Consider the following 20118-nt stretch of genomic DNA (forward strand, 5'->3'; position numbering starts at 1 on the left):
CGTCGTTCCAGGGTCAGCCGATACGCCAGGCCGGCAGGCGTTCGCTGCGCTTCCAGATGGAAGGCGCGAAACCAATCAACACCAGCGCCGCCAGCCACTTCGGTGAGGTAGTGAGCAGTGTCGAGGTGAGCGAGCCACCGACGGGGGCGGCCATTTCCTGCCACGGGTTGTAGCCCAGGTAGACGACGCTGCCAGCCCACCACAACAACGCCAGGCCGATGCCCACCAGCAACAGAGCCAGCGTGCGGCAGGTCCAGCGCTGCGACGTGCTGCCCCATTCCCGCGACGCTGCGATCAGCAGACCCACCACCAGCAACGACACTAATGCAACCAGCCCGATATCGACTTTGGGCCCGATGCGTTCATAGCTGCAGGCGCGACATTGCGCCTCTTCCGTGGCAGTGGCGGCTTCGGCGCCATCGGCCTGCCCGGCTGCGGGCTGTGCCAGCGCTGCAAACGGCATCAGTACCGCCAGCAGTGCCACCATGATCCAACGAAACAACGTCCTGTTCCTGCGTGCAGCGACATCCATGCGCTTGTCCTTGTCAGGGTTGGTTGAAGCCGGGCCACGTTCCGAGGCCCCCGGCGGATAATAGCGCAGAGTCGGGCAGGATCGAAAACTGCGCGTGCCTCTACAGCTTGGGGAGTACCAGGGGCGGACGGGCGCTGGCCGATCGTCGGCCTGGTATGGGCCATGCCGGGCTACGGCATGCGATTGGCAGCTTCAGCGGGCTGGCGCCGGAATGCCCGGCTGCTTCACGCCGGCCGCGCCTTGGTCACCGCCTCGATGCGATGGCCCTCGGGGTCGACCACGAACGCGGCGTAGTAGAAGTCACCGTAATCGGGGCGCAGTCCGGGCGCTCCATTGTCAGCGCCTCCGTTGGCGATGGCTGCTGCGTGGAAGGCATCCACCGCCGCTGCGGACGCTGCAGCGAACGCCAGGTGGAAGCCGGGGCCCGGCGCTGCGGCGTCATCACGCAGCTTCAGGCACAACGCGTCTTCATCATCGGCCACCCCATAGCCGATCGCGGTCTCGTCCTCGAACACCCGGCGGTACCCGAGTGCGGCGAGCGCGGCGTCATAAAAGCGGCCTGCGATATCAAGGTCACGAACGCCGAGGGAAAGGTGGTGCAACATGCGGACATCCTTGCCGGGCACGCAGTAGCGCGTTCGGGTGCATTCTAGCGCTCAGGTGGCGCGGCGGCCTTCAGCAACTGCGCTGCGACCTGGTCGAACGGGGCGATGTCCTGCAGTGCGCGGCACATCGCCACCGCACCTTCCACACTGGCAATCACCAGATTGGCCAGCCCACCCGCGGCGACCAGATCGTGGCCGTCGGCAATGAAGGCTGCGGCCAGATGCCCCTGCCAACGTGCGAACACTTCAGCAGCTGCTGCACGGGGCTGGCTCGGCACTGCCTCCACCGGCTCCTCCACGGCAGCGGCCAGTACCGGACAGCCCGCCCGGAACCCGGAGCGCAGCAGGCGCTCGCGCCACATCGCCAGGAACTGCTGCAGGCCCTGCACGGCTCCGCCTTTCAACAGTTCAACGAGAAGCGCCTCCACCTTGTCGCCAGCCATGTAGGTGGCGCGCGCCAGAAGCTCCTGCTTGCCGCCAGGAAAATGGTGGTAGGTGGAGCCCAACGGCGCCTCGGCCAGCTTGGTCACCTCACGGATGCTGGTGGCATTGAGGCCTACCCGCGCCAGCATCAGTGCTGCGGCATCAATCACCCGTTGCGGGGCATCAGAGGGTCGTGGACTCACGGCGATCGCCTTGCTAAGACAGTCGTCATAGATTAGCGTACCGGCCGTTCTATAACAGTCGTCATAGCCATGAATCTCTGGTTCCGCCTGCTCCATCTACTGCTTTGCAGCCTGTCCCGGCCGAAGCTGGAGGCCCCGTTCGGGGTCTCGCGCCTGCAGTTCCGTGTGCTGCCCAACGATCTGGACAGCAACCTGCACATGACCAACGGCCGCTACTGGAACATCTTCGATCTGGGCCGGCTGGACCTGATCCTGCGCATGGGCCTGGGGCGGGTGGCGCTGCGCGAGAAGTGGGCGCCGATTGTTGGTGCCGGCACCATCCAGTTCCGCCGCGAACTCAAGCCGTTCCAGCGCTTTACCCTGGAAACTCGCCTGGTGGGCTGGGTCGGCTCGCGCGGCATCATGGAGCAGCGCGTGCTGATCGGGTCCGAGCAGAAGATCGCCACACGTGCGCTGCTGGTCACCGGCATCTACGACCGTCGCGCGCGCCAGTTCCTGGGCATGCCGAAGATGATGGAAGCCATCGGCGTGGTCGCCCCACCGTCGCCGTCGCTCAGTGCAGCCGCCGAGGCGCTGCTGGCGGCCGATGCGGCGTTGAAGCAGGACGATGCCTGAGGCACAGATGGGGGCGACCTGCATGGGGCGCTTTCCGCCGCGCCGCAGTAGGCTGATGCCCCAGTACAGGGCGGTAGATCCGCTGCTGATCAGTTTCGATACGTGGTGGTCGACAAGCCTGCCTGCCGCTGCGACCTCTGCTGCAGCGCGCGCTTGACTGCCGCTTCGGCCAGCGGCGCCATCACCGCATAGCCCTTCGCCGTAGGATGCACGCCATCCTCGGCCAGCTGCGGATCGAGTCCGCCGGCGGCATTGGCCATCGGCGTGTGGTAGTCCAGATAGACCAGCTGCTGTGCATCGGCATGGCGCTTCAACGCCGTGTTCAGCGCACGCACCTTGGGCGCAGGCGCGATCCCGGGCATCCATGGGTAATCGCTGACCGGCAGCACCGATGCCAGCACCACGGCGATGCCATGTGCGCGGGCCAGGTCCACCATCGCGTGCAGGTTGTCTTCGATCATCGCCTGCGTGGATGGACCGGTGTTGCCTGCAATATCGTTGGTACCGGCCAGGATCACCACCACCTGTGGCTTCAGCGCCAGCACGTCTTGCGGGAAGCGCACCAGCATCTGTGCCGTGGTCTGGCCGCTGATACCGCGGTTGAGCCAGCCCTTGCCGGGGAAGAAAGCCGCGCTGCCTTCCCTGCCCCAGCCTTCGGTGATGGAGTCGCCGAAGAAGACCACGCGTGGCTGGCCCGGCGCCGCCGCGGGCAGTCGCGCGTTGGCATCACGATAGTGCTGCAGCTGCGGCCAATCAGCCAGGCGCTGCTGCATGAAACGAATCTCATCAGGGCGCAGCTGCTCTACGGGCTTGAGCAGCATCGGATTGACCGCGCCCGTTTCAGCAGCCGCGGTCGGAACGGTCAAGCCAATGCTGAAGGCGATGGCCAACGTTCCGGCAAGCACTACAGGAGTACGCATGGAGACTCTCCCGGTTCACGGTGGCAGTCTAGCGCCCCGGCCTGCAATCAGCGTGCTGCCGCGCGCGCTGCCACGCCGGTCACCTTGGCCGGCATCCACATGCCGGGCGTCCAGCCACTGGCAGCCAGGATCGCCTTGGGGTTGTCCTGCTGGATCAGCGCGCGCACCGCGTCACGCTTGTCCTTGGCCTGCAGGTAGTAGGCTTTGGCGATGCGGTAGCCCACCCAGTAGCCCAGGTCATAGGGCTCCTGCGAGCCCGGCTTGTAGTTGTACAGCCATGGCGACAGATCGGTGCTGTCCAGATCCAGCGCGAACGCGCTTTCGATATGCACTTCCCGGCCACGGGTCCAGGCCGCGTGGCGCCCGTTGCCGACGTTGCCGGAAATCAGCTCGGCGATGAACTCGGCGATGCCCTCGCCCAGCGAAACACGCAGCACTGTCGCGCGCGGGTCACCCGGCTCGAAGTCGATCAGGCCGGTCTGCTGGATGTGCACGTATTCGTGTGCGATCACATGCACGAAGCGATCCTGCACATTGGCATTCATGAAGTCGGCCACGCACAGCGCTTCCAGGCCAATGATCACGCCGCTTTTCGAGGTCAGCCCGACCGGCCGGCCGCGGCCCACCGTGATGGTCACCGGCGGGAACCGGGTCTGCGGGTAGATCGCCTGCAGGTTGGAAAACACCTGCGTCAGGCGTTGCTTCACCGCTGGCAGTTCGGCCAGGCAGCTTCGTCCCTGCGCATACAGTTCCGGCTGGTTGGCGATGGACTCGGCAATGCGCTCGGGGGTGACCCGGCGCGCCTTCGCCAGTTCGGCCAGGCCGGCCGAACCCTCGGCCAGGTATCCACGCAGCTGCGCAACGCTGGGCTTGCAGCCAGCGCTGTCATAAAGTGCATAGAAACGGCTGACATCCTCGGTGAGGATCTGCGGCCCTGCAGGTACCGCTGCGGTGGCCACGCCTACCGCCCCGGCACAGGCCAGGGCCAACAGGCCGCGCAGGATCATGAACATCGCTCCGTCCTTGGTGGAGTGCATGCGAAGCGCGCAATCTATCACTCCGCCCGGCCCACTGCAGCAGGCGGATGCGGGCGCACCGGCGCTGTGCCAGACTCGCTTCGGCACCTGCCATGGAAGATGGAGCACCGCACGATGATGATCGTTCCCGCGTACTGGGCCGAAGCCCGCCTGCAGGCCCGTTTCCGTGGCCGGCCGGTGGTCGTGCGCCGCTTCGGCTGGTCCGACGAAGGCCCTGCCGAGGCGCAGGTGCACGCCGACCGCCGCGCCAACGAAGCCCTCAATGCCATCCTCGCCGGGCAGGCGCTTCCGCGACGCGAAGTGCGCAGCAACTACGGCGTGGAGGGCGTTCCGATCCGCGAGCAGATCGTGCAGCGCGACGGCGACGTCATCATCACCCGCAACAGCTACGGTGCGCTCTGCCTCAATACCCCTGACGTGCTGTTCGCCGATATCGACCATGCGCAGCCACCGGCGGGTTGCGTGATGCCCGCTGTCATCGCCGCAGCGCTGCTGTTTGCTGGCGCCATCGTCGGCACCCTGCTGTGGCACTGGCTGGTGGGACTGGTATGGGGCGTGGCGGCCGTAGTGCTGGTGAATGCCGCGATGCTGATGCAGCGCAGGCGGCGGCTGGCCGCCGCCGGTGGCGCCGAAGGTGTGGCGCTGCAGCGGGTCGCGGCCTTCAGCGAACAGCATCCGGACTGGCATCTGCGCGCCTACCGCACGCCAGCCGGACTACGCGTGCTGGTCATGCATGCCACGTTCTCGCCCGAGGACGAGCAACTGCAGGCCTTCTTCAAGGCGCTGGGTACCGACGCCCTGTACGCGCGCATGTGCCGGCTGCAGCATTGCTTCCGTGCGCGACTGACACCGAAGCCCTGGCGCGTCGGCCTGAAATACCGCATCCGCCCACCGGTGGCCGCGTGGTCAGCCGAACAGGCCAACAACCCGGACCGTCTGGCCTGGATTGCCGAATACGAAAAGAAGAGCGCTGGCTTTGCCGCGTGCACCTACCTGCGCAGTTTCGGTGATACCGCGCGCATCCATGCCAAGGCCGAGCACGTGCGTGCGCTGCACGACCGCCTGTCGCACGCGCAGCACAGTCTGCCGCTGGCGTGAGCGCAGCAGGCGCTCAATCAGCGCCCTGCACGAACGGCTGCCCTGCCAGGGTAGTGCCCAGCCGCATCGCGACCTGCTGCCCGCCCTTTTCGAAGGTTGTTGCGCATTGCTTGGCGCCCTTCTGGCATCCAACTTCCGGAAAGCCCTCGAGTGACTCAGGCGCGCCCTGGACCGGACTCGCCTGCCACCCTGCCGCATCCATCAGGCGCTTGGCCTTGGCATAAGGCATGCCGGCAACAATGCCCAGCTGCGCCAGTTCGGAGGGGAGTGATTGCGCATGCAGGATCGGCGTCATCACCAGCGCCAACACTGCGGCGATACGTTTGGACTTCATTGGTGAAACCCATGGCAGACAGCAACAGGCCTGCAGCGTATCGCAGCTTCCGCACGCCATTGCACCCGCATCACATACGGTTACGCGATCGCAACGGCCAATGACACGAGGTCACCCTGGGGCACCATCCGGTTCGCTTCGCGCGCGGCCGGCGCATTGCTGGCCGAGTCGAGGACCGCGGAAAGCGCGTCCGGCTCGCTGCGCACCGCGTACATCACCCGGGTGCCGGTCAGCAGCAGGCTGTCGCCTGTTCAGCGACCGCGCTGGCGCTCGATTTCCGCGTGCAGTACCTGCAGCTGCGCCAGGTACTGCTGGAAGAGGCCCAGATCCTGCTCGACCAGGCGTGGCCAGTCGGGCTTCGCATTCAGCAACTGCTCGACCTGCTGCTGCGGCGGGCGATCAAACCCTTCGCCCAGGACGGCCAGGTAGCGCTCCCTGAATCCCTCCGGATCCTGCTGGTCCTGTGCGAAGAGCTGCACCGCAATCAATCCGGCATACAGGTAATTGGCCAGGTAAAGCGGATCCTCATACATCAGCCGCTTGGATACCCAGGTGCTGCGCAGCTCGGGATACTGCTCCGATGCGCCGCCATACCGGCCCAGTACCTTCACCGTCATCGCATCAAGCGCGTCTGCGTTGCCAACCTCATCGGCGGCCACTTGCTGATAGATGGACTGTTCCAGATCGGCCTCTTCAGACGATACGAACAGCTGCAGGATGATGTCATCGAGCAACGACTTCAGGTAATACGCCTTGGCACGTGGATCGCTGGCCTGCCGATAGAGCTGATCGCGGAACTTCAGTTCGTTGTAGATGGCGAAGGCCTCGGTCAACCACTTGTTGCCGTTGCGCTGGAACGAGGATGCGCCACCGCGCTGCATCCACTGCCCATGCATGGCATGGCCGGCTTCGTGAGCGATCTGGACATCCCCCTCCAGATCGCCCTGTCGATGACCAACGAACAGCAGCGAAGGCGCGCCAGGGGCGCTGATCGAAAACGCATCCATCGCGCGCCGCCCTGCCGATCCACCCAGATCCATGTGTCCGCCCGCAGGATCGAGCAGCCCGCGCAGCCCTGTCACGTAGTCCGGCCCCAGCACCTGCATCGATGCCGCTGCCGCATCACGCAATTGCGCCAGGTCAAGCGGCGGAGGGATATAGCCCGCATCAGGCAGGCCCATGTCCCAGATCCTTGGGGAGGCTTGGCCCATGCGCTCAAGATGGGTCAACTGCATCTGTTGGTAGTTGCGTCGCAGCGGCGCGTGGCGCGCTACCGCCGCCAGTGTCGCGTCGACGGCGGCCTGATCCAGGCCCATGTGCCGGTAGCTGCGGTCAGGCGCAGTTCCATCGCCCTGCAGTTCCGACGCTTGCTCGTTGAGGCGGACCAGGCCCAGCAGCACCGTTGCCATTTCGCTGCGCCGCGACGCCATTCCCTGCCAGTAAGCACGCCATGCCGCTTCGCGCAGTGAACGGTCCGGCAGGCGGGAAAGGGCTCGCGCATCGGTGCGGCTGTCAAACGTGCCGCCTTCATGTTCGAAGCGCGCAAAGGGCGCCGATTGCAGCAGCTGCCGGTGCAGTCGCCCGAAGCTGTCCAGCGCCGGGTCGGCCAACGTGTCGACCGCATCCACCAGCGCTGCATTGGCCGGCTGCACACCCTCCCGCAACGCCCGTTCACGCAGGTCGGCATGCGGCTCGATCCAGGCAGCCTGCGCGGGCGCATCACGTAATGCCTGCTTGGCAATCGCCGCGATGCGTCCACATGTGCCGGCCACTTCGCCCTGGGTGTTGGCCAGCCGGGCATCATCAGCATTGCGCGCTGCCTGAAGATGCAGGTAGCCATGGTGCCGGAGGCACTCGCCATACAGCTGCTCGGCCTGCTGGAACCGCACGTCTGGCGGCGCCTGAAGGGCCTTGAGGGCATCGGTGCTGCGCTCGAGGTTCTGCCATGCCTCACGTTCAAGGGAGGCGCTGCCAAAGTAGCTGCGGTCATCTGCCCGCAGAGCCTGCGCTTCGACTCCGTGTGTCATCCCGGCCAACAGCGTCGCGATGACAAAAGTGATGGCGCGCATTCCATTGCGATGCATCGATGTCTCCTGGTCCGTTTCCATTCCCAGCTTAGCAGCCCGGGTGGCCCCGCATGCCGCATGGCAGGTGGCTTCCCGATTCCCGATTGCGCATCCGGATCCAGGCCGTCTGCCCACTCACATCCCGAGACAGAAAGGCCACCCGGAGGTGGCCTTTCTGTTCCCTTACTTGGCGTTCTTCACGTAGGTGTCGAACCAGTTCAGCATTTCCGCCACCAGCTGCTCGTTCGATTCCAATGCGGTGTACCAGTGCGGTTCGTTCGGCAGCATCACCAGGCGGGTGGTGCCGCCGTTGCCGCGGATCGCCTGGTAGAGCTTGCGCGACTGGAACGGCTCGGTGCCCGGGTTGGCGTCGTCCTCGCCGTGGACCAGCAGCAGCGGCAGCTTGATCTTGTCGGCATAGAAGAACGGCGAGGCCTTCAGGTACACGTCCTGCGCCTGCCAGACCGAGCGGCGTTCGTTCTGGAAGCCGAACGGGGTAAAGGTCTTGTTGTACGAACCGCTGGTCGCCACGCCAGCCTTGAACAGGTTGGTGTGCGCAATCAGGTTGGCGGTCATCAGGCCACCATGGCTGTGACCGGTCACGCCGATGCGGTTGCGGTCGACCACGCCCATGTCCACGGCCTTGTCCACCGCCGCCTTGGCGTCGGCTTCCAGCTGCTCCAGGTAGGTGTCGTAGGCGTTCTTCGGGTCACCCACGATCGGGAACGAGGCGTTGTCGATGATCGCGTAGCCGGCCAGCAGCATCAGGCGGTACGGCTGCAGGCGGGTGAAGGTCTGCTGCGAACCGGACACCTGGCCGGCCTGCGCGGCATTGGCGAAGTCGGCCGGGTACGCATACAGGATCGCCGGCACGCGCTGGCCTTCCTTGTAGCCCGGCGGCGTGTACAGGGTGAACGACAGGTCCACGCCGTCGGCACGCTTGTAGGTCACCAGCTGCTTCTTGATCTGGCGCACCTCCGGGGTCGGGTCGACCAGCTTGGTCAGCGCGGTCGCGGTGGACGCGAACTGCGCCTCGCCGGTCTTCGCATCAGCCACTGCCTCACCCTGCTGCCGGATGAAGGCGTTCGGAGGATCGATCACCGACTGGTGCCAGGTCAGGTAGCGCCCCGGCGTGTTGCTGAAACCGAGGAACTGCTCGTAGGCATCGGCGCTGCTGCGGAACAGGCGCTCGCTTTTCAGCGTGCCCAGGTCGAGGCGGTCCAGGAACGGACGGTCGCCCTGCGGCGAGGCGCCACGGCCGCTCAGGAACACGTGATTACCCTCCTGGCGCACGACCTGTGCGCCGTTCGGCAGGCGGGTAAAGACCAGGTTGCCGGGGTTGCCGTACAGCTCATCGCTGGACATGTCCCACAGCAGGCGGCCTTCCTTCTTCGGCTGGTCCACATCGACGATGCGGGTCTGCATCCAGTGGCGGTTCTCGTCGTTCTCGAACTGGAACGCCACGGCCGGATCGGCAGTCCATGCGAAGCCCTCAAATCGCTGCGCGGTACGGGTGATTTCGGTCGGCTTGCCGTTGAACGGGGCCTTCAGCATCAGCACGCGGTCGCGGTGCGGCACGTTGACCTTCCAGTCGCCCTTGTCCAGTGCCTCGGCATAGACCAGGGTGGCCGGATCGGTGGCACGCCAGTCGAAACCGCGCGGGCCTTCCGGTACGCCGTGCACCGGCACGCGGTCGGCCAGCGGCAGGCTGGCAATCGGCGTGGATTTGCCGCTGGCGATGTCCAGCACGGCCACGTCGTTGGCGAAACGCTGGTAGGTCACCGCATGCGAGTATGGCGCCTTGATCGATTCGGTCAGCACGTGCACGCCATCGGGTGCGGCGCTGATTTCGTTGAACAGCGCCGGCTGCCCGACCGGACGCACGCTGTTGGCGGCGGTATCGACCACGGCCAGCTGCGAGGCACCGTAATAAGCGAACAGCTTCTCGTCATGCACGCTGGTCAGCGTGTCGCGGGCTTCGTAGGTGCTGCTTTCGCCGCTGCTGCCCAGCGACTCCTGCGCGTCCGGGCCGGTCGGTACGCCACCGTTGGACGGTGCTGGGCCCTGGTTGGCCGGCACCAGCTTCACCAGCAGATTCTGGCTGCCGCCCAGCCACTGCACGGTGTAGCCGAAGATCGGGTTCAGTTGCACGTTCGGCACCTGCTTCACCTGGCCGGTGGCCGCATCGCCCACCCACAGCTGCACGCTGGTATCGACCGCATTCTGGAAGGCGAAGTGGCTGCCATCGGCCGACCACAGCGCGCCGGTGGCGCAGCCCTGCGGCAGGTTGACCTTGGTCTCCTTGCCGCTGCCGATATCGACCAGGGTGAAGTCGGCCACGCAGGCCGGAATGCCGTAGCCACCGGGGGTGTCATGGCGGCTGCGGTTCTTCGGCTCCAGGCGCACGCCGGCCAGCTTCAGGTAAGGCTGGGCGACACGGCTGATCGACGGGTAGGTCTGCGCGGTAGTCAACAGCAGGCGCTGGCCGCCCGGGGCCACGTTCGGCGCCGGCGGCGGCGGTGCCTTCAGCACCTTGAGCAGGTATTCCGGCGGCTTGGCGTAGTCGGCAAGCGCCGGGCCAGCGGCCAGCAGGCCGACGGTGGCAACGGCAACGGCCGCCGCCAGAGAGGTTCGACGGATCAGCATCCTTATCCCCTGGGTGTGAATGGGTACCCGGAATCGGGCATGAACCCGAATCTAGCACCGCAGGGGTTGTCGTGAATGGGCCGGAAGGGCTAGTGGCCGGATGGGGCAAAGTGCGGCCCCGGCAGGTGCCGCGGAACTGCCGGCACCTGCCGGGCGTGGCCTGGCACTACTGCTGCGCGTGCAGGTCCCAGGTGGCCAGGTAATCGGGATCGACCACGATCATGCCGCTGGTGCGCATGCGGTACTCGCCGGGCTCGGCCGGTTGGTACTGGTCCAGCATCGGTGGCAGGTAGCGCTCGTGGCCATCATTCTCGTCGGCCAGCACCACGCCCTCGTCGGCGCTGATGCGCAGCACCGTGCCGGCGTACTGCTCCAGCCCCTTCACCTGGCCGTCCCCACCATAGCGGGTGACCCCGACCAGTACGACCTTGCCGATCATTTCTTCCGCCTTGGCATCGTCCAAGGCCGGCAGAATGGGAGTGAATTCGTCGCTCATCGGTGCACCTCCGTAGCCTGCAGGACATCGTGGATGAGGTTTCCGCTTCGCAGTGCGCGTCGCTGGCAGCCGAGCAGGTACCCAGCCTGGAGCCTCTGCATCGAGAGTGCCAGTACGCCCATGAACCCAAGGGTTCCTGGAGCACGATGCTGCCATCGCAGGCGGAAGGGACAGGTGAAGGCCGAAATCGGTCCTCGCCGATCAGAGGGTTGCACCTGCACCCACGCTAGAATGCACGCATGCGCACCGTACATGCCCTCCGCTACATCACGCCCTTGCGGGAAGGTGGCTCCCTGCCGGCCGTGGTCGAGACCGACGACGACGGCATGGCCGTGCTGAAGTTTCGTGGCGCCGGCCAGGGCCCGAAAGCGTTGATCGCCGAGCTGATCGCCGGCGAGATGGCACGCACGCTGGGCCTGCCGATTCCGGAAATCCTGTTCGTCGAGCTGGACCGCGAGTTCGCCCGCACTGAGCCCGACCCGGAGATCCAGGAGCTGATCCGCGCCAGCGAGGGCCTGAATCTGGGCCTGGACTATTTGCCCGGCGCGATCAATTACGATCCGGCGGCAATGCCGGTGGATCCAGACCTCGCCTCGCGCATCGTCTGGTTCGATGCGTTCACCAGCAACGTCGATCGCACCACGCGCAATCCCAACCTGATGGTGTGGCATCGAAAGCTGTACCTGATCGATCACGGTGCCGCCATGTATTTCCATCACGACTGGGCCAACGCCGGCGATGCCTGCGAAAAGCCGTTCGTGCTGATCCGCGACCACGTGCTGCTGTCGTTCGCCAGCCGCGTCGCCGAGGTGGATGCCGAACTGGCCGCGCGCCTGACCGATGCCGAGATCGAGCGCATCGTCGGCCTGGTGCCGGACAGCTGGCTGGTCAACGAGCCGGCATTCGAAAGCCCGCAGGCCTATCGCCAAGGCTACATCGACTATCTCAAGCATCGCCTGAAAGTGCGTGCGGTGTTCGTGCAGGAGGCCATCCGTGCCCACGCTGCACACGTATGACTATGCGGTCATCCGCGTGGTACCGCGGGTGGAACGCGAGGAATTCATCAACGTCGGGGTGATCGTCTCCTGTCCTGGCGCGCGTCATCTGGAGGCGGCCATCGAGATCGATCCTGCGCGCCTGCGCGCCTTCGCGCCGGCGCTGGACCAGGAGGCGCTGCAGCCGTGGCTGGATGCGATCGTGGCCATCTGCCGCGGCGACGCCAGCGCCGGCCCCATCGCGCAGCTGCCCGCGCGAGCGCGCTTCCATTTCCTTACCGCCAAGCGCAGTTCGGTTGTGCAGATGTCGAGCACGCATGTGGGCCGCACGGCGGACCCGGCGGGCGTGGTGGAACACTTGATGACGAAGATGGTGCGGGTACCGGCACCATCCGAGTAACGTCGATCGGGTAGAGTCGACTGTTAGCCGACTAACGCGCGCAGCGTGGGCTCTTTGGCTGTGGTTAGAATGGCAGTCGACTAACAGTCGACTCTACCCGGTAGACGCCACCCGGCCGGTGCCATCACCATTCGCGCTCGCCTGCCGGCTCAAGCTCGCTCAACGGCCAGCGGCACCATCCATACGGATCGTCACTGATCTGCGCGGCAAGACCGGCTTGAACGGGATTTGCCAGAATGTAGCAAGCGTGCCTGTGCAGCGACGCGTCACTGCGGATCGCATGATCGCAATAACCCGCCTGCCAGATTGCCCCCCGGCTCCCTCGCCGTCGGTTTATTAGAAAGCTGCTGCGTGCCTTGAAACGCTGCACGCAGTAGCCCAGCGATTGACCACGAAGTTGAGCCAGCCAGTGAAGATGATCCGGCATGATGATCCAGGCAAGTGATGCAGCCAGGCCTTCCCGATCCATCGATCCGAGGAGCTGCATGGCAAGGTCGGCATTGGCAGGACAATCGAAGACGCGATGGCGGTTCCGGCACACCATGGTGATGGTGTAGACATTGCCCGCGATGGATCGCCGCCCGGAAAGCAGTTGGGGACTTGGCATGAGTTCGAGAATGCCCGCCCGCATGGATTTCCGGCATCGGTTCACTACCAATGCCAGAATCAGGGATCCTCTCGATACAGCGTCCGGGGATGTGGAGTCGCCTGGGTAGAGTCGACTGTTAGTCGACTATCGCGCGAAGCGCGGGCTTTCCAGCGTGGGAGAGAAGAGCAGTCGACCAACAGTCGACGCTACCCGGTCGGCTCTACCCAGCCGGTCATACCTGTCGGCCCTACCTGGGCAGCGCAAACGCCATCACGTAATCGCCGTTCGGGGTTTCCATGAAATGGTGGCCCCCGGCCATGATCACCACGTACTGGCGCCCACCCTGCTCGTACACCATCGGGTTGGCCTGGCCGCCGGCAGGCAGCTTGGCATGCCAAAGCTCCTTGCCGGTCTTCAGGTCGATGGCGCGCAGCAGGTCATCGGTGGCGGCGGCGATGAAGATCAGGCCGCTGGCGGTCACTACCGAACCACCGTTGTTCGGCGTGCCGATCTCGATCGGCAGGCCGGAACGGATGCCGAACGGACCATTGCCGCGCGCACTGCCGAACGGGCGGTCCCATAGCAGCTTGCCGGTGCGCAGGTCGATGGCACGGATGCCGCCATAGGGCGGCTGCTTGCACAGCAGGCCGGTGAATGGCAGGCGCCAACCGGCGTTGACGTCGATGGCATACGGCGTGCCGACCTGCGGATCGCCGGCGCCCTCGCCACCGCCCTTGTCGGCGCGGATCTTCTCGCGCGGCAACCAGCCCAGCCGGTCGGCCTCCGCGCGTGGCACCAGCCGGTTGTAGTTGGGCATGTCGTTGTAGTTGGCTACGATCACGCCGCGTCGCGTGTCGATGGACACGCTGCCCCAGTCCGAGCCGCCGTTGTAGCCGGGGTATTCGATGGAATGGCGCTCGCTGCTCGGCGGCGTGTAGAAGCCTTCGTAGTACGCCTTGCGGAACTGGATGCGGCAGACCAGCTGGTCGATCGGGGTGATGCCCCACATGTCACGCTCGGTCAGGTCATGCTCGCGACGCAGCGTGTGGTACAGCGAGAACAGCTGGGTGGGTGAACGCTGCTCGGGCTCGACGCCACCCACCGGTACCTTGCGCTCTTCGGCAGCGGTCAGCAGCTGGCCGTTGCGGCGGTCGAGAATGTAGATGTCACCCTGCTTGGTCGGCAGCAGGATCGCCGGCACCTTGCCTGCAGCCGTCGGGTAGTCGATCAGGCTGGCCTGCGAACCGAGGTCGTAGTCCCACACATCCTTGCGCACGGCCTGGAAATGCCAGGCCGGCTTGCCAGTGCTAACGTCGATCGCCACCAGCGAGGTCGAGTAGCGGTTCTGGTTTTCCGTGCGTGAGCCACTCCAGTAGTCGCCGGCTGAATTGCCCAGCGGCAGGTAGACCAGCCCGAGCGCCTCATCACCGGTGGCCGTGGTCCACATGTTCGGGGTGCCACGCGTATAGGTCTGCTCGCGTGGCGGCAGTCCGCTGCGCTCGGGCTGGTCCATGTCCCACGCCCAGCGCAGCTTGCCGCTGACCGCGTCGTAGGCCTGGATCACGCCCGACGGCGCATCGCGGCGCTGCCCATCCAGCACCTGGTGACCCGTGACGATCACTCCACGCACGATGGCCGGTGGCGAGGTGATCGAAACATAGCCCGGTGGGACCTCGCCCATGCCCAGGGTGATGTCGACCTGGCCGTTGTTGCCGAAATTCACGCACGGACGGCCGCTGTCCGCGTCCACTGCAATGATGCGCCCGTCCAGCGTGCCTTCGATGATGCGCGCCCAGCACGCCGGACGGCTGCCGGGTGCGGCGCTGCGGGTGACCGTTGGCGGTGGCTCGGGAAGGGCCAGATCCGCAGCGGCATCGGCCAACGCCGCATCGGCAATGGTCGGCGTGCTGGGCTGCTCGTAATAGCTCACGCCACGACAGGCGGCGGTATACGGAATCGAAGCATCCCTCACCTTTGGATCGAACCGCCACAGTTCCTTGCCACTGGCGGCGTCGAGTGCGATCAGGCGGTTGCGCGCGGTGCACAGGTACAGGCGGTCGCCGACCTTCAGCGGCGTGGTTTCCGCACCCCAGCGCTTGTTCGGCATGTCGCCAGTACGGAACTGCCAGGCCAGCTGCAACGTGGCCACGTTGGCCGGGGTGATCTGCTGCAGCGGCGAGTAGCGGGCGCCGGCATTGCTGCGCCCCCAGGCCGGCCAGTCGCCTTCGGCGGGCTGGTCAGCCGGCTGCAGGCCAGTGGTATCGCGCGTAGGTTCCAGTCCGGCGCTGACCGCGCCTTCCGGGAACGGCAGGTGCCCGTCCACTTCACCATGCGGCGCAAAGGCCAGGCCGAAGGCAGCTACGAACACCAGCATCAGCACGCCCGCCACGCTGCGCGACAGGCGCTTGGACACCGGTTCGCGCAGGGTCGGTGCCAGCAGCGCCACCACGATGCCCAGGGCCGTAACGAGGCCCAGGCGCGGCACCCAACGCCAGTAGTCGCTGCCCGACTCCCACCAGGTCCACAGCAGTGTGCCGATGAACACCAGCGCGTACAGCAGCGCGCCGCTGCGACGGTTGCCGAACAGCAGGAGGCCGCTGGCCAGCAGGCCGGCCCCGGCGATGGCGTAGTAGGCCGAGCCCCCGAGACTGAGCAGCCACGCCCCCAAGCCGCCGATGACCAGGCCGAGCACGACCAGCAGCAGCGACAGCACGGTGACAAGGGGATGCCGGGAGGCGCGGGCGGGAGCGGACTGCGGCGTGGCGGACATCGTCGATCTCCGGGGGCAGCATGCGCCCTTATCCCACCGCCGATGTGAAGCGCGCGCGTATTTTCTGGGTGGACCTGACGGGGTGATCGTCGGCTGGGTGGTTGCCGACTGGGTGATTGTCGGCTGGGTGATTGTCGGCTGGGTAGAGTCGACTGTTGGTCGACTATCGCGCGCAGCGCGGGCTTTTCATCGCCCTGCGCAGAGCAGTCGACTGACAGTCGACTCTACCGCAGCGATCGGAGAATCCACCACGAAGATCCGCAGAAATGACGACGCCGGCACAGGGCCGGCGTCGTCGGGTACCTCAGGCTCGCGGCAGGGTCATTCCTGCGCGGCGTCCTCGCTGCTGGCCGCAGCCGGTGCGCCGTCGGTCGTGGCGGGGGTGGCGACCGCCACCTCGTCCTCGTCCTCATCGATCGAGGCATCCAAGCGCTCAACCGCCTGCAGCTTCTCATCCTTGGACAGGCGGATCAGGGTGACGCCCTGGGTGTTGCGGCCGACGCGGCTGATTTCCGAGCCACGCGTACGCACCAGGGTGCCGCCATCGGAGATCAGCAGGACTTCGTCATTCGAGCCCATCAGCACCGCAGCGACCAGCTTGCCGTTGCGCTCGGTGGTCTGGATGCCGATCACGCCCTGGGTGCCACGGCCCTTGCGCGGGTAGTCCGGCAGCGGGGTGCGCTTGCCGTAGCCGTTCTCGGTGGCGGTCAGGATGTACTGCACGCTGGCGTCATCGGCACTATCGATTACCGCATCGCCATTGGCGGTGGCTTCCTCGACACCGTTGTCGTCCTCGTTCTCGTCCTCGATGCCACCGGCACTTTCGGCCACGATCAGGCTGACCACTTCCTCGCCGGCCGGCATCTTGATGCCACGCACGCCGGTTGCGGTACGGCCCATCGAGCGGACTTTGTCCTCGCCGAAGCGCACGGTCTTGCCATTGGAGGCGAACAGCAGGATGTCGCGCTGGCCGTCGGTCAGGCCGACGCCGACCAGGGCATCGCCCTCATCGAGATTGATCGCGATCTTGCCGCGGGCCAGGCGGAAGGCGAACTCGCCCAGCGGGGTCTTCTTGACCGTACCGTTCTTCGTGGCAAAGAACACGAACTGGCCATCGGCGTACTCGCGCACCGGCAGCACGGCCTGCACGCGTTCGCCCGGTTCCAGCGGAATCCAGTTGATGATCGGACGGCCACGGGCGTTGGAACCCGCTTCCGGCAGCTGGTAGACCGGCAGCCAGAACACCTTGCCCGAACTGGTGAAAGTCAGCAGCGTATCGTGCGTGTTGACCAGCCACAGCTGTTCGATGAAATCCTCTTCCTTGGTCGCCGCCGCACTGCGACCACGGCCGCCGCGGCGCTGCGCGCGGTACACGCTGACCGGCTGGCGCTTCACGTAGCCGGCGTGGGACACGGTGACCACCACGTCTTCCGGCGCGATCAGGTCCAGGATGTCCAGGTCTTCTTCGCTGTGGCGGATTTCGGTGCGACGTTCGTCGCCGAACTCGGCCTTGACGTTGACCAGCTCCTCGCGGATGACCTGCAGCAGGCGATCGGGATCTTCCAGGATGTGGATCAGCCCGGCGATCACTTCCAGCAGCTGCTTGTACTCGTCGGTCAGGCGGTCCTGCTCCAGCCCGGTCAGGCGGTGCAGGCGCATTTCCAGGATCTGGGTGGCTTGGATCTCGGTCAGCTGGTAGCCGCCCTCGACCAGGCCGACGCCCTTGGGCAGGTCTTCAGGACGCGATGCTTCGGCACCGGCGGCACCCAGCATCGCACCGACCAGGCCCGGCTCCCACACGCGTGCCAGCATGCGCTCGCGGGCTTCATTCGGGTTCGGCGAGGTCTTGATCAGTTCGATCATCTCGTCGATGTTGGCCAGTGCGACGGTCAGGCCTTCCAGCACATGGGCACGGGCGCGCGCCTTGCGCAGCTCGAACACGGTGCGGCGGGTGACCACTTCGCGACGGTGGCGGACGAACGCCTCCAGCATCTGCTTGAGGTTCATCAACTGCGGGCGGCCGTCGACCAGCGCCACCATGTTGATGCCGAACACCGATTCCATCTGCGTCTGCTGGTACAGGTTGTTCAGCACAACCTCGGCAGATTCGCCGCGCTTGATCTCGATGTAGATGCGCATGCCGTCCTTGTCGGACTCATCGCGCAGCTCGCTGATGCCTTCGATCTTCTTTTCCTTGACCAGCTCGGCGATCTTCTCGATCAGACGCGCCTTGTTCACCTGGTAAGGAATTTCGGTGACGATGATCGATTCGCGGCCGTTGTCGGCCACTTCGATATCGGCCTTGGCACGGATGCGCACGCGGCCACGGCCGGTGCGGTAGCCGGCGACGATGCCGGCAGTGCCGTTGATGATGCCGGCAGTCGGGAAATCCGGGCCCGGGATGTATTCCATCAGGCCGTCGACGTCGATGTCCGGGTTGTCGATCAGCGCGATGCAGGCGTTGATCGATTCGCTCAGGTTGTGCGGCGGGATGTTGGTCGCCATGCCCACCGCGATACCGGCCGAACCGTTGACCAGCAGGTTCGGGAACCGGGTCGGCATGACCGTCGGCTCCAGTTCCTTTTCATCGTAGTTGGGCTGGAAATCGACGGTTTCCTTGTCGATGTCCGCCATCAGCTCATGCGCCAGGCGCGACATGCGCGCCTCGGTGTATCGCATCGCCGCAGCGGAGTCGCCGTCGATCGAACCGAAGTTACCCTGGCCGTCGACCAGCATGTAGCGCAGCGAGAACGGCTGAGCCAGGCGCACCAGCGTGTCGTATACCGACTGATCGCCATGCGGGTGGTACTTACCGATGACATCACCGACGATACGCGCCGACTTGAAGTAAGGCTTGTTGCTGTGCGCGTTCAACTCGTTCATCGCGAACAGCACGCGACGATGCACCGGCTTGAGGCCGTCGCGCGCATCCGGGAGCGCGCGGCCCACGATCACGCTCATGGCGTAATCGAGGTAGCTCTTGCGCATCTCGTCTTCCAGGTTGACCTGGATGATTTCCTTGGCGGTTTCTGCCATTCGGGTTCCGTTGTCTGGTAGCGGTCCAGTCCGGCGCAGCCCTCTGCGGGAGGGGGTCGCGCCGGAACCTCGATTCAACCTGTGGATACTACCACAACAGGCCGTTTTCCGCCTCCCTTCATGGGGATTTTACCGGCACAAATCAGGAACTTAGGGCCCCATACCGCCCTGTAAAGCCGAGCCCATGCTCGGCTGCGGCGGATTCGCTGGCTGAGCCGAGCATGGGCTCGGCTCTACAGACATCCTCGATCCTGTCCCGCCTCAGCCGTCGAAGGCGGTGCGCATATTGTGGGCGGTCGGGTTCAGGATCACCCCGCGCTCGGTCACGATGGCATCGATCAGCTCGCCCGGAGTGACGTCGAACACCGGGTTCCAGGCGGCGATGCCCTCGGCCACGGTGCGGGTCCCGCCCACGCCGTACAGTTCGCCCGGATCGCGCTGCTCGATCTCGATCTGGCTGCCGTCCACGGTGTCCATGTCCACCGTCGAGGACGGCGCTACGACCATGAACTTCACGCCGTGATGGCGGGCCGCGATGGCCAGCTGGTAGGTGCCGATCTTGTTGGCGGTATCGCCATTGGCGCAGATGCGGTCTGCGCCGACGATCACCCACTGCACGGCGCCGGTCTTCATCAGGTGCGAGGCAGCCGAATCGGCGATCAGGGTAGCGTCGATGCCATCCTGCTGCAGTTCCCACACGGTCAGGCGGGCGCCCTGCAGCCAGGGCCGGGTCTCGCCGGCAAACACGCGGGCGATGCGGTGCTGGGCCATGCCAGCGCGGATCACGCCCAGCGCCGTGCCGAAGCCTGCGGTGGCCAGCGAGCCGGTATTGCAATGGGTCAGCACGCCGCTGCCGGCCTCGATCAGGCCAGCACCCAGCGCCCCCATGTGGCGGTTGGCGGCCAGGTCTTCATCGGCAATCGCCTGCGCTTCCGCCTCCAGCAACGCCTTCCAGTCTGCGCCGGCGGCGTTCAGGCAACGGCGCATGCGCGCCAGCGCCCAGGCCAGGTTGACCGCCGTCGGGCGCGACGCATTGAGGCGCTGCAGGGCTGGCTCCAGCTGCTGCAGCGCATGCGCGCCATCGGCGGCCTGCACCTCGCGTGCCGCCAGCACCACGCCCCACGCGGCGGCAATACCGATCGCCGGCGCACCACGCACGGTCAGCGCGTGGATGGCGCTGGCAACCTCGTCACTGTCATGGCAGACCACGTGCTCGACCACGAACGGCAGCTTGCGCTGGTCCAGCAGTTGCAAGGCATCGCCGGTCCACAGGATCGGGCGGATGTGGTCGTAACGGGCGTAGTCGATGTCGGAGGCAGTGTTCATGGGCCCATTGTAGGGCCACGCCCCGCG

General features: G+C 65.9%; 18 protein-coding genes. 4 read left to right on the forward strand and 14 right to left on the reverse strand.

Translation table 11 applies throughout. The annotated features are described in order from the left end of the window. Window positions 1-13: 13 nt before the first annotated feature. The 3 genes from R5H29_RS09365 to R5H29_RS09375 form a co-directional block, all read right to left on the reverse strand. The gene (locus R5H29_RS09365; RefSeq protein ID WP_021202757.1) at window positions 14-532 is read right to left on the reverse strand and encodes a hypothetical protein; all 519 of its coding nucleotides are present in this window, start codon (window positions 530-532) and stop codon (window positions 14-16) included. 224 nt (window positions 533-756) lie between these two features. Beyond that, the gene (locus tag R5H29_RS09370; RefSeq protein ID WP_031269802.1) at window positions 757-1137 is read right to left on the reverse strand and encodes a VOC family protein; all 381 of its coding nucleotides are present in this window, start codon (window positions 1135-1137) and stop codon (window positions 757-759) included. A gap of 44 nt (window positions 1138-1181) precedes the next feature. Continuing rightward, on the reverse strand, window positions 1182-1763 hold the full coding sequence (locus R5H29_RS09375) for a TetR/AcrR family transcriptional regulator (protein ID WP_332329091.1): 582 nt from the start codon (window positions 1761-1763) through the stop codon (window positions 1182-1184). A 69-nt stretch (window positions 1764-1832) separates the two neighbouring features. On the opposite strand from R5H29_RS09375, the gene R5H29_RS09380 reads away from it, so the two are divergent. Continuing rightward, complete coding sequence (locus tag R5H29_RS09380) at window positions 1833-2378, forward strand: thioesterase family protein (protein WP_332329092.1); 546 nt, start codon at window positions 1833-1835, stop codon at window positions 2376-2378. 89 nt (window positions 2379-2467) lie between these two features. Here the strand turns inward: R5H29_RS09380 and R5H29_RS09385 are convergent, their stop codons facing one another. Then, on the reverse strand, window positions 2468-3298 hold the full coding sequence (locus R5H29_RS09385) for an SGNH/GDSL hydrolase family protein (protein ID WP_332329093.1): 831 nt from the start codon (window positions 3296-3298) through the stop codon (window positions 2468-2470). Window positions 3299-3345: 47 nt separating this feature from the next. Continuing rightward, the gene (locus R5H29_RS09390) at window positions 3346-4311 is read right to left on the reverse strand and encodes a DUF2268 domain-containing putative Zn-dependent protease (protein WP_332329110.1); all 966 of its coding nucleotides are present in this window, start codon (window positions 4309-4311) and stop codon (window positions 3346-3348) included. 138 nt (window positions 4312-4449) lie between these two features. On the opposite strand from R5H29_RS09390, the gene R5H29_RS09395 reads away from it, so the two are divergent. Further along, window positions 4450-5433 carry a hypothetical protein gene (locus R5H29_RS09395; RefSeq protein WP_332329094.1) on the forward strand — a complete coding sequence of 328 codons (984 nt, stop codon included), beginning with the start codon at window positions 4450-4452 and terminating at the stop codon, window positions 5431-5433. Between the two features lie 13 nt (window positions 5434-5446). On the opposite strand, the gene R5H29_RS09400 is transcribed toward R5H29_RS09395, so the two are convergent. From R5H29_RS09400 to R5H29_RS09420, 5 genes are all read right to left on the reverse strand, one after another. Next, entirely contained in the window at window positions 5447-5767 is a 321-nt protein-coding gene (locus R5H29_RS09400) for a hypothetical protein (protein ID WP_058981328.1), read from the reverse strand. A gap of 80 nt (window positions 5768-5847) precedes the next feature. Next, the gene (locus tag R5H29_RS09405; RefSeq protein WP_258009974.1) at window positions 5848-5982 is read right to left on the reverse strand and encodes a hypothetical protein; all 135 of its coding nucleotides are present in this window, start codon (window positions 5980-5982) and stop codon (window positions 5848-5850) included. Between the two features lie 36 nt (window positions 5983-6018). Continuing rightward, entirely contained in the window at window positions 6019-7851 is a 1833-nt protein-coding gene (locus tag R5H29_RS09410) for a M3 family metallopeptidase (protein WP_407073527.1), read from the reverse strand. A gap of 165 nt (window positions 7852-8016) precedes the next feature. Beyond that, window positions 8017-10479 (reverse strand): prolyl oligopeptidase family serine peptidase, encoded by a 2463-nt coding sequence (locus R5H29_RS09415; protein WP_332329095.1) that lies wholly within the window; start codon window positions 10477-10479, stop codon window positions 8017-8019. Between the two features lie 166 nt (window positions 10480-10645). After that, on the reverse strand, window positions 10646-10975 hold the full coding sequence (locus tag R5H29_RS09420; RefSeq protein ID WP_021202747.1) for a hypothetical protein: 330 nt from the start codon (window positions 10973-10975) through the stop codon (window positions 10646-10648). A 239-nt stretch (window positions 10976-11214) separates the two neighbouring features. Here R5H29_RS09420 and R5H29_RS09425 point away from each other — a divergent pair, with 239 nt between their 5' ends. Both R5H29_RS09425 and R5H29_RS09430 read left to right on the forward strand, forming a co-directional pair. Further along, window positions 11215-11991, forward strand: coding sequence for a HipA family kinase (locus R5H29_RS09425; protein ID WP_155029802.1), 777 nt, complete (start codon window positions 11215-11217; stop codon window positions 11989-11991). Then, window positions 11969-12370: a DUF3037 domain-containing protein gene (locus R5H29_RS09430; RefSeq protein ID WP_019660358.1), complete on the forward strand. Its 402-nt coding sequence runs from the start codon at window positions 11969-11971 to the stop codon at window positions 12368-12370. The genes R5H29_RS09425 and R5H29_RS09430 overlap by 23 nt, the downstream gene beginning before the upstream one ends. A 124-nt stretch (window positions 12371-12494) precedes the next feature. Here R5H29_RS09430 and R5H29_RS09435 read toward each other — a convergent pair whose 3' ends face one another. The 4 genes from R5H29_RS09435 to mtnA form a co-directional block, all read right to left on the reverse strand. Then, the gene (locus R5H29_RS09435; RefSeq protein ID WP_332329096.1) at window positions 12495-13001 is read right to left on the reverse strand and encodes an REP-associated tyrosine transposase; all 507 of its coding nucleotides are present in this window, start codon (window positions 12999-13001) and stop codon (window positions 12495-12497) included. A 205-nt stretch (window positions 13002-13206) separates the two neighbouring features. Continuing rightward, a complete protein-coding gene (locus tag R5H29_RS09440) occupies window positions 13207-15729 on the reverse strand; it encodes a membrane-bound PQQ-dependent dehydrogenase, glucose/quinate/shikimate family (RefSeq protein WP_332329097.1) in 2523 nt (840 codons plus the stop codon). A gap of 321 nt (window positions 15730-16050) precedes the next feature. Then, complete coding sequence (gyrA, locus tag R5H29_RS09445) at window positions 16051-18765, reverse strand: DNA gyrase subunit A (protein ID WP_019660361.1); 2715 nt, start codon at window positions 18763-18765, stop codon at window positions 16051-16053. 261 nt (window positions 18766-19026) lie between these two features. Further along, window positions 19027-20091: an S-methyl-5-thioribose-1-phosphate isomerase gene (mtnA, locus tag R5H29_RS09450; RefSeq protein WP_058981311.1), complete on the reverse strand. Its 1065-nt coding sequence runs from the start codon at window positions 20089-20091 to the stop codon at window positions 19027-19029. Between the last annotated feature and the right edge of the window lie 27 nt (window positions 20092-20118).

This window comes from Stenotrophomonas sp. A3_2 (assembly GCF_036624925.1).
Taxonomy (GTDB): Bacteria; Pseudomonadota; Gammaproteobacteria; order Xanthomonadales; family Xanthomonadaceae; genus Stenotrophomonas; species Stenotrophomonas hibiscicola.